This is a genomic window from Barnesiella sp. CU968, from assembly GCF_905219685.1.
In the GTDB taxonomy this organism is placed as follows: domain Bacteria; phylum Bacteroidota; class Bacteroidia; order Bacteroidales; family Muribaculaceae; genus Lepagella; species Lepagella muris_A.
In genome coordinates this window covers 1-9334 of sequence record NZ_CAJMXD010000082.1, presented here as the reverse complement: position 1 = coordinate 9334, position 9334 = coordinate 1, and the positions used below count along the sequence as shown (strand labels likewise).

Genomic DNA, 9334 nt, shown 5'->3' with positions numbered 1-9334 from the left:
CTCCCATAAAACATGAAAACAATCTCCTACAACAGACCGGTTGAAGTAACCGGAGAATACGATGTCTTGGTCGCCGGTGCCGGTCCGGCGGGCATATGCGCCGCCGTGGCAGCCGCAAGAGAAGGTTCCAGAGTGGCGCTTATAGAAAGATACGGCGTGGTCGGCGGCAACCTGACCACAGGCTATGTCGGTCCTGTGCTCGGCATGGTCGGCAAAGGAACCATGCGCGACGAGATAGTGAAGATACTTGAGATTCCCGACAACGACATGATCGGAGAGACCGGTAAAGCGCATGATTTCGAAAAAGCCAAACTCACTCTCTCTGAGTTTGTGAATCATCCCGGCATTGATGTATATCTACAGAGTTCGGTATATGATGTCGTAAAGGAGGGTGACAAAGTGACGGGACTGATTCTCGCCACCAATGAGGGACGCATGGCGCTTCTTGCACCTGTGACCATCGACTGCACCGGCGACGCGATTGTCTCAACTCTTGCGGGCGCGCATATCGAGAAAGGTCGCGAAGACGGACTCATGCAGCCAGTAACCCTTGAGTTCACAATCGACAACGTTGACGAAACCTGTGCTGTGACATGCATAGGCGATGTCGACAATGTGGAGATGAACGGCGAAAGATTCCTTGATTTCTGCAAGCGTTGTGCCGATGAAGGGAAACTTCCGGAGCATCTGGCGGCTGTGCGTCTGCATCCTACCGTTAAGAAGGGGCAGCGCCAGGTCAACACTACCCAGGCGAACCGCGTGGATATCACCAAAGTCCGTGAAATCTTCCCTGCGGATCTTGAGCTCAGACGCCAGATAGCGTTGCTGATGGATTTCTTCCATCAGAATCTTCCCGGCTATGAAAACTGCAAATGCATCGGCAGCGGCACAACCACGGGTGTGCGCGAGACACGCCGCGTAATGGGTGACTACCTGCTTACCGCCGAAGATATGGTGGAGGGGAGGAAATTCCCCGATGTAGCTGTCCATGAATCTGAGTTTATTGTAGACATACATAATCCCGAGGGTGCAGGCCAGGCTGAAGACAAGATACAGTATGTGATTCCGTATGACATACCGTACCGCTGTTTCCTTCCAAAAGGTGTGGAAGGACTGCTTGTTGCCGGACGTTGTATCTCGGGCACCCACCGCGCCCATGCTTCCTACCGCGTGATGTCCATTTGCATGGCTATGGGTGAGGCGGCAGGAACAGCCGCAGCCCTCTGCGCGAAGGAACTCAGGACTCCGCGTGAACTTCAGGTGAAAGAACTTCAGAACGCATTGACCGCTAAAGGGATTGAATTATGGCAAGAATAAAACAGGAAAGAGAGATACCGGTTGTTGCCGGTTATGACGTTGTTGTATGCGGCGGCGGACCGGGTGGAATAATCGCCGCCCTGGCTTCGGCACGCGAAGGCGCCAAGACTTGTATTATCGAGCGTTACGGTTTTCTCGGCGGTATGGCGACCGCAGGACTTGTCGCACCGATAAGTGTGTTCAATTACAACGGCAGACGCATAATCGACGGTCTGCCGTGGGAGTTTGTGGAACGACTCGCCGCTATCGGCGGAGCACGGGAGGAGAAACCTCTCGGCAACATCACATTCTCCCCCGAGAAATACAAGCTTGTGGCGCAGCGTATGCTCAAGGAAGCCGGAGTCGACATATATTTCCACTCCTATATAACCGGAGCGGAATATGAGAAAGACCCGGATGGAAACAGCCGTATCAGGTATGTCATCATAGACAACAAGAACGGTGCTGAAGCGATTGCCGGGCGGTATTTCATAGATGCCACAGGCGACAGCGATCTTGCCGCGATGGCGGGGGTTCCGATGCAGCCGGTGCCGGAACAGCTCCAGCCCGCGTCGCTGATATTCATGCTTTCGGGTGTGGATACAGATGCACTCCCGATGATACGTCATTCACAACAGGGTGTGAACTATCATGACCTCATGATACGCGACCTATTCACAAAACTGCGCGAGGAGGGCACGGAAGATGTTCCGATGTTCGGCGGTCCATGGTATTGCGGCATACTCGCCGACGGTATTGTGCTCGTGAACATGACCCGCCATTTCGCAGACATGACCGACAACCGCGTTGCCGGAGAGATGGAATGCCTTTTGCGTGAGAACGCCCACAGATACACGGAACTGCTGCGGAAATATATACCTGCTTTCAAGAACGCGGAACTCATAGCCACGGCTCCGATGACCGGCATTCGCGAGACACGACGTATTCTCGGTGCCCACACCCTTACAGGTGAGGAATACCTTGAGGCAATCGACTTCCCCGATTCTGTCGCCAGAGGGTGCCATCCGGTCGACATCCATTCGGCAAACAGCACGAGCCAGCGTTGCCAGTTCATGAAAGACGCCGGATTTGTGCCTTACCGTTCCCTCTATGCTCCGTCCTTCCCCAACCTTCTTGTGGCAGGACGAAATTTCTCCGCCGATGAAGTCGCATCGGCATCGGTGCGCGTGCAGGCATCGGTAATGGGTCTCGGCCAGGCTGCCGGCACAGCCGCCGCCATTGCCGCAAAGGGCAACACCGGCGTAGACAAGGTCAACACCGATACACTGCGCGCAAGATTACTGGAGCTTGGCGCCAACCTCAGCAACTGAGATTTGTCAGAACCTGTTTAGTCCTTAAAAACTATAGATTGTGTGTAAGATAGTTGTAATAGGAAGCACCAACACCGACATGACCATCCAGACCGATGTTCTCCCCCAAGTGGGAGACATCGTGGCGGGTGGCAGGTTCAGGATATGTCCAGGCGGGAAAGGTGCCAACGAAGCGATAGCTGCCTCTCGCCTTGGAGGCTCGGTGAGCCTTATAACCAAAACCGGAAATGACCTCTTCGGACGGCAGGCGAAACAGATGTTTTCTTCAGAAGGAATACGCACTGACTACATCTTCTCGGATGCCAACAACCCTTCGGGTGTCGCTCTGATAATGGTCAACAACGCCGGTGAGAAATATATCTCGCTGGCACAGGGGAGCATCACCACTCTTTCGCTTGAAGAGATAGACAAGACTCGAAGCGAGATAATGGACGCTAAAGTTCTGCTGATCGAACTTGAGACACCGATAGAGACTGCTCTTTACGCCGCACGCATCGCTTCCGAAAGCGGTGTGCCGGTGATTATCAACCCATCTCCACAGCAGACGCTTCCCGATGAGCTTTTCAGTCTGGCTTCCATCATGATTCCCAACCGTAGCGAGGCTTCAAAGCTCACAGGCGTTGATGTGAATGATTTCGATTCGGCAGAAGAGGCAGCAAGAAAACTTGCGGACAAAGGAGTTGAAACGGTTATCATAACGATGGGACACCGTGGCGCGCTGATGCTGCGGGACGAAGAGACTCATATCATCGAAGCCTTTGACGCGGATGTCAAGGACACTTCCGGAGCGGGCGATGTGTTCTGTGCGGCGGTATGTGTGGCGATAAGCGAGAACAAAGACCTTCTTTCCGCCATGAAAATGGCAAGTGCGGCAGCCGCTCTGCAGGTTTCGCGCGACGGCATGATGGATGCCATACCCTACCGCTATGAAGTGGAAAGGCTCCTTACCCCCCCGATGCGCCTAACAAACTGATTTAGAATATATTATAAAAAATCAATACCGAATACCTGACTCCAGATTCCTGCGTAGTGTCTCCCCGAAAGACGTGCGAAGAATCTCGGATTCTATCCAGGCTGAGAAATCGAAAATCTTCAGAAGCTGCGCTTCGAACACATCCTGACGGATGTCGTCGAGGCGCGGCTTTATCTTTCCCCATATCTGTTCGCGCTTCTGCGTGGACATGAGCGCATACGAACTCTTCCCTACCACATCGAGTATAAGCGACTCCATCCTGTAAGCTTTGCCGGACTTGGCAATCTCGCGTTTTATAGACCGCGATTCTGAATAGATATAATCGGAGTCATTCATCTTGTGATGAATGATAAGACCGGTTATGCGCAGGATACGGTGGATAGGGAGATCACATGTCTTGTTGAGCATGGCAAGCACAAGTGTCTTTCTTGCCCGTCTGTAATCTTTGAGACCAATATGCACCAGAGCCACATACAGTGAAATCTTGGATTCAAGCACAGGGTTCAGTTTCTCTATCAAGGAAGGCTGAAGCTCCTCGCTTCTGTCGATGAATTCTTTCGCTTTGTGAAACTCTCCCCTGTCGAGAAGCAGCAACAACCGGTACAGCCCTGCAAGTGCGCTGATGTGCATCATCACCATCTGCGACGGATGACTTATAGCCGCCAGACGCTCGATAAACACAGGTATCTGGTCATATCTGCCCGTTTCGCGCAAATTCTCGAGCATATTCTCGATTATGGCAAGGTAGAAAAGCGGATTCCCGATAGCCGGATACTCGGTTATGAGTCTGTTGAGCTGCATGAGGACATCCGAGGCAGACTGCTCGTCACCGACCGCCATCAGGAATGCCGACTGAAACAGAAGATGATGTTTCTGCGCCTCGAAACTCGTAGAGGCTTTCCTCACGAGATTCTGCTCGGTGAAGACAAGGTCGTTGAGCGATGTTTTCTGACTCGATGTGCGCACGGAACCCTTGAAGATGATACGGTGCGTCAACAGCTCGTACAACGCCGACTGTTCGTATAGATTGCCAAGATTGGACAAGGCTGTGTTAAGGCTGTAATGTCTGTTGATGAGGTCTTCTTCCGATATATCCGGCATGTTGAGATAATGCAGATAATCAAGTTCCAGCCGGGAAGCCATTATCAGCGCCTCGTTTTTCTCAAGTGCGGCGGCATCATGCTTCACTTTCTCAAGAATCTCGAGAGCGGCGGGAAATATCGATTTCTCAAACAGAATCTTCGCCTTAAGAATCTGGGTCATGAGCGAATAATCAGAATCCTGATTCTGACGGAGCGCGAGCAACTTGTCGAGAAGCAGTTTGTAAAGGTATGTGACGGTCACATTGAAAACCGCACCCTTCCCCTTATTCTCGAAAGCTTCCTTGAGACCATCGACAGTAATGAGTTCATCCTTGTCTATAAGATCGAAGAGCACTATGTAATCGGCAGTGCTCTTCTTTCCGAGACGAAAACTTCGCTTTTCGTTTTTCGAAAGCGTCCTCACCAGCAATATCAGTGCTTCGGCATTCGTCATGGCTGATAAAGGAAACGCTTTATAGAACGTTTGGGCGTTTTCTCAAACTCCTCGCTCATTATCTTGAGCTTCTTCACTTTGCTATAGGATGGCAACTCCTGGTTAAGGGTTTCGAGATTCTCGTGCATTATCTTGTCGGTCTTCTCACGGTCGATCTTCTCTTTCGCAAGAACCTCGAGGTCAGGATAAACCAGTGCCTCAAGCTCACCGTGATTATCGATTATCAGGGATTCAGCCACATACGGGAGGTTATTTAGCTTTGCCTCTATCTCTTCCGGATAGATGTTCTGTCCCGAAGGTCCGAGAATCATTGTCTTGGAACGCCCCATGATGGTAAGAAAACCGTCTTCATCGATGACTCCCATGTCACCGGTGTTCATCCATCCGGAATTGTCGGGCATGACTTCCTCCGTGGCTTTACGGTTCTTGTAATAACCCTGCATGACATTCGGTCCCTTCACCCATATGTTACCCGGAATCTGAGCCGGGTCGGGCGAATCAATCCTGCATTCCATCCTGTCCATCATCCTGCCTACCGTGTGCGGTTTCGCCTCTGTCGCGGGAGCGTATGTCAGCAAAGGACCGCATTCGGTCATGCCGTATCCTACAGTGACAGGGAACTCTATACGATAGAGGAATTTCTCGACATCCGGATTCAGAGGAGCGCCTCCTATGATCACTTCCCTGACATTTCCGCCGAACGCCTGCAAGAGATTTTCCTTCACCTTGGCAAGAAGACGGTCATCGACATAGGGAATATGAAGAAGTACTTTCATCAGAGGTTTCTCAAGCATCGGGAAAACCTTTGACCTGATGATTTTCTCAAGAATCAGCGGTACGGAGATGATCAGTTTTGGCTTGACCTCCTCGAAAGCTTTCAGGATAACCTTGGGAGAGGGAAGCTTGGTGAGGAAATTCAGATGACACCCCTGACAGAAGGGATGCAGCGATTCAATGGTCATGCCGTAAAGATGGGCAAGCGGAAGCATGTTGACGATTCCGTCGCCCGCATGAAGATAATCGATATTATCAAGACAATACCGGATATTGCTCCAAAGAGAACGGTAAGGGAGCATCACTCCCTTAGACATTCCTGTGGATCCGCTCGTATAATTTATTATCGCGAGCTGTTCCGGCTCATCTTCCTGATATTTCACGGCATCGCGTGTGAAATCGTAAGGAAACTCCTTGCCGAAGCATTCGTTTATGTTGTTGCGGGTTTCCGTAAGTTTCTCGCTTCGCGACAATGGCATGCCGAACTCGCTTATGAAAATTGCGGCGACAAGATCCGGCATACAGCGGTCATCGAGATTCTCCCATATGGCGGCATCTACAAAAAGGAGCTTTGCTCCACTGTGGTTCACGAGATGCATGACGGTATCCGGCTTGAACTCGTGCAAAACGGGCACGGCAACGACTCCGGAGGTCAGACAAGCAAGAAGCACTACAACCCAGTTGGAGGAGTTCTTGCCGCATATTGCCACCCGGTCGCCTTTCTTCACGCCGGCTGCCTTGAACATTATGTGCAGCTTGACGATAGTTTCCGCAACATCCTTATACTGGTAATTGATGCCACCCATGTCGGAAAGCGCCATGCTGTCCCAGTTTTTCTTTATCGACTCTTCAATCAGAAGATTCAAAGATTGAGTCTTGTCTTTCATAATATATACAAATGAATAGGTAATTTTAAGAATCTGTACTCGTCTTGACTTATTTTTTCTTGACACCAGCGAGATATTTCCGAGGTGTTTTCGCCACTCGCTTAGCCGGAAACCTTACGGCTGGCGGTGACGGGAGGGGTCAAAACAACGTTTACTGCTCGCCGCCGAAAATCTCCTGCAGACGCGCGCGGATTTGCGCCACACTCTCCCCACGGCTTACGATCACCCCGTCCGGATCTATCAGCATGTGGTGCGGGATGCCGGAAAAACCGTAGATATCATATGGCACACGCTGGGTATTATAGATCACAGGCCATGTAAGCTCATGCTTTGCCACCATAGCGGCGGTGTCATCGGTCTTGTCACGCACGGCAACACCCACGATCTCAAAACCTTTGTCGGCATAATCGGCATACAGCTGCTTCATGTCGGGCAACTCTTTGATACAATAGGGGCACCAGCTTGCCCAGAAATCCACCAGAGTGTATTTGCCCGGTTTTACATAAGACGACAGTCTCACCGTGCCGCCTTTCCCGGTCTCTCCGGCAAAATCCGTATATTTCATGCCGGGTGCAGTCTGGGCACGATGACGGGCGAACTCTTCATAATGCTTTACCCGACGGGTATCGCGAAAACCGGCGGGCGACGCATTTAGAAAACTGTCGACACGCTGGGGTTCAGCATATTTCAGCCATTCTATGCCGAAATATGACCCTATAGGATTGTCTTTATTGTCATTATACGCTGTCTCCACATAATCGAGATAAAGCGACATGTCATCAAGATTCTCTATCGAATCGAGTGTGGAGAGCATTGAGGAGAATCGCTCGTTCAGAGGTGTTCCCGTGGGAACGCTCATGGAGTCGGAAAGCACGACCCTACCCTCTTCCATTATATAATACGCACGTATTCTGCCGTCAATCGCTATCTGGGTAAACAGCGGAAAACGCAATGAATCGTTTTCTTCCGATACAAGAGATGCCTTGCCGTCGGTGATGACCATGGATGCCAACACTGTGGAATCCGCGAAATTCATCACCTCCACAGTCTTCCCCTCATACTTGTCGGGGAAATTCATCTCTATCCTGCTTTCTTTCTTACATGCTCCGAAAGCAAGCGACATTGCCGCCGCACAGAACATTACAGATATTTTATTTATGTTTTTTATCATTTTTATCATTTGTCTATGTATTTATAACACCTGTCACCGGAGTTTTTGTTTTAAATCACTTGTCCACCATTATGCGGAGCACAAGTTTATCGGTCTCCTGCATGGCTTCTCTTCCTATCGACGTGAGGTTGCGTATTGTCTTGTCTATATCATCGCTGATTATACCCTCGCCCGATGAGACACAGGTACCGTTCATGGCAAGCATAGCTGACATTACAGAAGTAGAGACTCCAGATGATATTTTCATAGAACACGCCGGTTTGGCGCCGTCACAGATCATTCCCGTGAGATTTGCCACCATATTCTTTATTGCCGCGCATACCTGTGCGAAGCCGCCCCCCATCAGATACACAAGAGCCGCCGAGGCTCCTGTCGACGCAACCACACACCCGCAGAGTGCAGAAAGACGGCCGAGACTCTGCTTTATGTAGATGCTGGTGAGATGGCTCAATACAAGTGCCCGCACCGTCTGCTCTTCCGTAGCGTTTATGTCTGTGGCATAGCTGACCACGGGCATGGTCGCAGTGATTCCCTGATTGCCGCTTCCGGAATTTGACATAACCGCTATCGGAGCGCCTCCCATGCGGGCATCACATGCCGCCGAAGTCATTGACATTATATGCTCAAGCGGCGAGTCTCCGATAAGACCGTGCCCCCGGTTGAGAGCAGCGCCGAGAGAATGACCGTAACCTCCCTTTAATCCAAGTTCAGCAGCCGCCAGATTAAGCCTCTTAGCCTCAAGTATGAAACTGATATCGTCAACAGGAGTTTCGGTTGCGAACTGATAGACTGTAGCTGCGTCAAGAACAACATCGTTCCCTCCTTCCGCGCTGTCGGCTACCGCTCCTTTGTCAAGAAGAACAGCTCCGTTTCTCTCAAGATATATGAAATTCTGATGTGAACCTGAAATCACCGCTCTCGCCGATTCGCCTCCCCCTTCTGCAACCACATCTATATGCAGGTTGGAAACGGCATCCTCACAATGTGAGATAGAAATCCGGTTCTCCGATATATACCGACGACCGGCTTCAACCGCAACCTCATCGACATCTTTCAGTACCTCAAGACCATATTCTGATTTTCCGACAAGTGCCCCGAGTGCCACGGCGATAGGAAGACCGATCATGCCGGTGCCGGGTATGCCCACGCCCATCGCGTTTTTTATTATGTTGCCGCTCAGCGACAGTGTTATTTTCTCCGGTACAGTGCCGAGCATTTCTGTTGCCTTAGCAACGGCAAGCGACACAGCGGCAGGTTCCGTGCACCCGNTGGCGGGCACAACTTCCTTTTTTATCAGTCTGATGATCGCTTCTCTTTTTTCTTTCTCCATCTCTTTGATTTTAAGGTCCATCTCAAGTTCCGGTAA

General features: G+C 50.9%; 7 protein-coding genes. 3 read left to right on the top strand and 4 right to left on the bottom strand.

All coding sequences use genetic code 11. From position 1 onward, the window contains the following. Positions 1 to 12: 12 nt before the first annotated feature. The 3 genes from JX312_RS04960 to rbsK are packed head-to-tail and all read left to right on the top strand — an operon-like array spanning position 13 to position 3600. A complete protein-coding gene (locus tag JX312_RS04960; RefSeq protein WP_204457251.1) occupies positions 13 to 1317 on the top strand; it encodes an FAD-dependent oxidoreductase in 1305 nt (434 codons plus the stop codon). Further along, entirely contained in the window at positions 1305 to 2627 is a 1323-nt protein-coding gene (locus JX312_RS04955; protein ID WP_204457250.1) for an FAD-dependent oxidoreductase, read from the top strand. The genes JX312_RS04960 and JX312_RS04955 overlap by 13 nt, the downstream gene beginning before the upstream one ends. Before the next feature lie 40 nt (positions 2628 to 2667). Further along, positions 2668 to 3600: a ribokinase gene (rbsK, locus tag JX312_RS04950; RefSeq protein WP_204457249.1), complete on the top strand. Its 933-nt coding sequence runs from the start codon at positions 2668 to 2670 to the stop codon at positions 3598 to 3600. 21 nt (positions 3601 to 3621) lie between these two features. On the opposite strand, the gene JX312_RS04945 is transcribed toward rbsK, so the two are convergent. The 4 genes from JX312_RS04945 to JX312_RS04930 form a co-directional block, all read right to left on the bottom strand. Continuing rightward, positions 3622 to 5136: a hypothetical protein gene (locus tag JX312_RS04945; RefSeq protein ID WP_204457248.1), complete on the bottom strand. Its 1515-nt coding sequence runs from the start codon at positions 5134 to 5136 to the stop codon at positions 3622 to 3624. Further along, the gene (locus JX312_RS04940; protein WP_123405219.1) at positions 5133 to 6797 is read right to left on the bottom strand and encodes an AMP-binding protein; all 1665 of its coding nucleotides are present in this window, start codon (positions 6795 to 6797) and stop codon (positions 5133 to 5135) included. Before JX312_RS04940 ends, JX312_RS04945 begins: the two co-directional genes overlap by 4 nt. A gap of 151 nt (positions 6798 to 6948) precedes the next feature. Beyond that, positions 6949 to 7968 carry a TlpA disulfide reductase family protein gene (locus tag JX312_RS04935; RefSeq protein WP_204457247.1) on the bottom strand — a complete coding sequence of 340 codons (1020 nt, stop codon included), beginning with the start codon at positions 7966 to 7968 and terminating at the stop codon, positions 6949 to 6951. A 55-nt stretch (positions 7969 to 8023) separates the two neighbouring features. After that, positions 8024 to 9298: a serine dehydratase subunit alpha family protein gene (locus JX312_RS04930; RefSeq protein WP_204457252.1), complete on the bottom strand. Its 1275-nt coding sequence runs from the start codon at positions 9296 to 9298 to the stop codon at positions 8024 to 8026. Positions 9299 to 9334: the final 36 nt, after the last annotated feature.

Bases quoted from the DNA above. Each gene is read 5' to 3' on its own strand.
- JX312_RS04960 (WP_204457251.1), top strand. From the start codon at position 13: ATGAAAACAATCTCCTACAACAGACCGGTTGAAGTAACCGGAGAATAC.
- JX312_RS04955 (WP_204457250.1), top strand. From the start codon at position 1,305: ATGGCAAGAATAAAACAGGAAAGAGAGATACCGGTTGTTGCCGGTTAT.
- JX312_RS04945 (WP_204457248.1), bottom strand. From the start codon at position 5,136: ATGACGAATGCCGAAGCACTGATATTGCTGGTGAGGACGCTTTCGAAA.
- JX312_RS04940 (WP_123405219.1), bottom strand. From the start codon at position 6,797: ATGAAAGACAAGACTCAATCTTTGAATCTTCTGATTGAAGAGTCGATA.
- JX312_RS04935 (WP_204457247.1), bottom strand. From the start codon at position 7,968: ATGATAAAAAACATAAATAAAATATCTGTAATGTTCTGTGCGGCGGCA.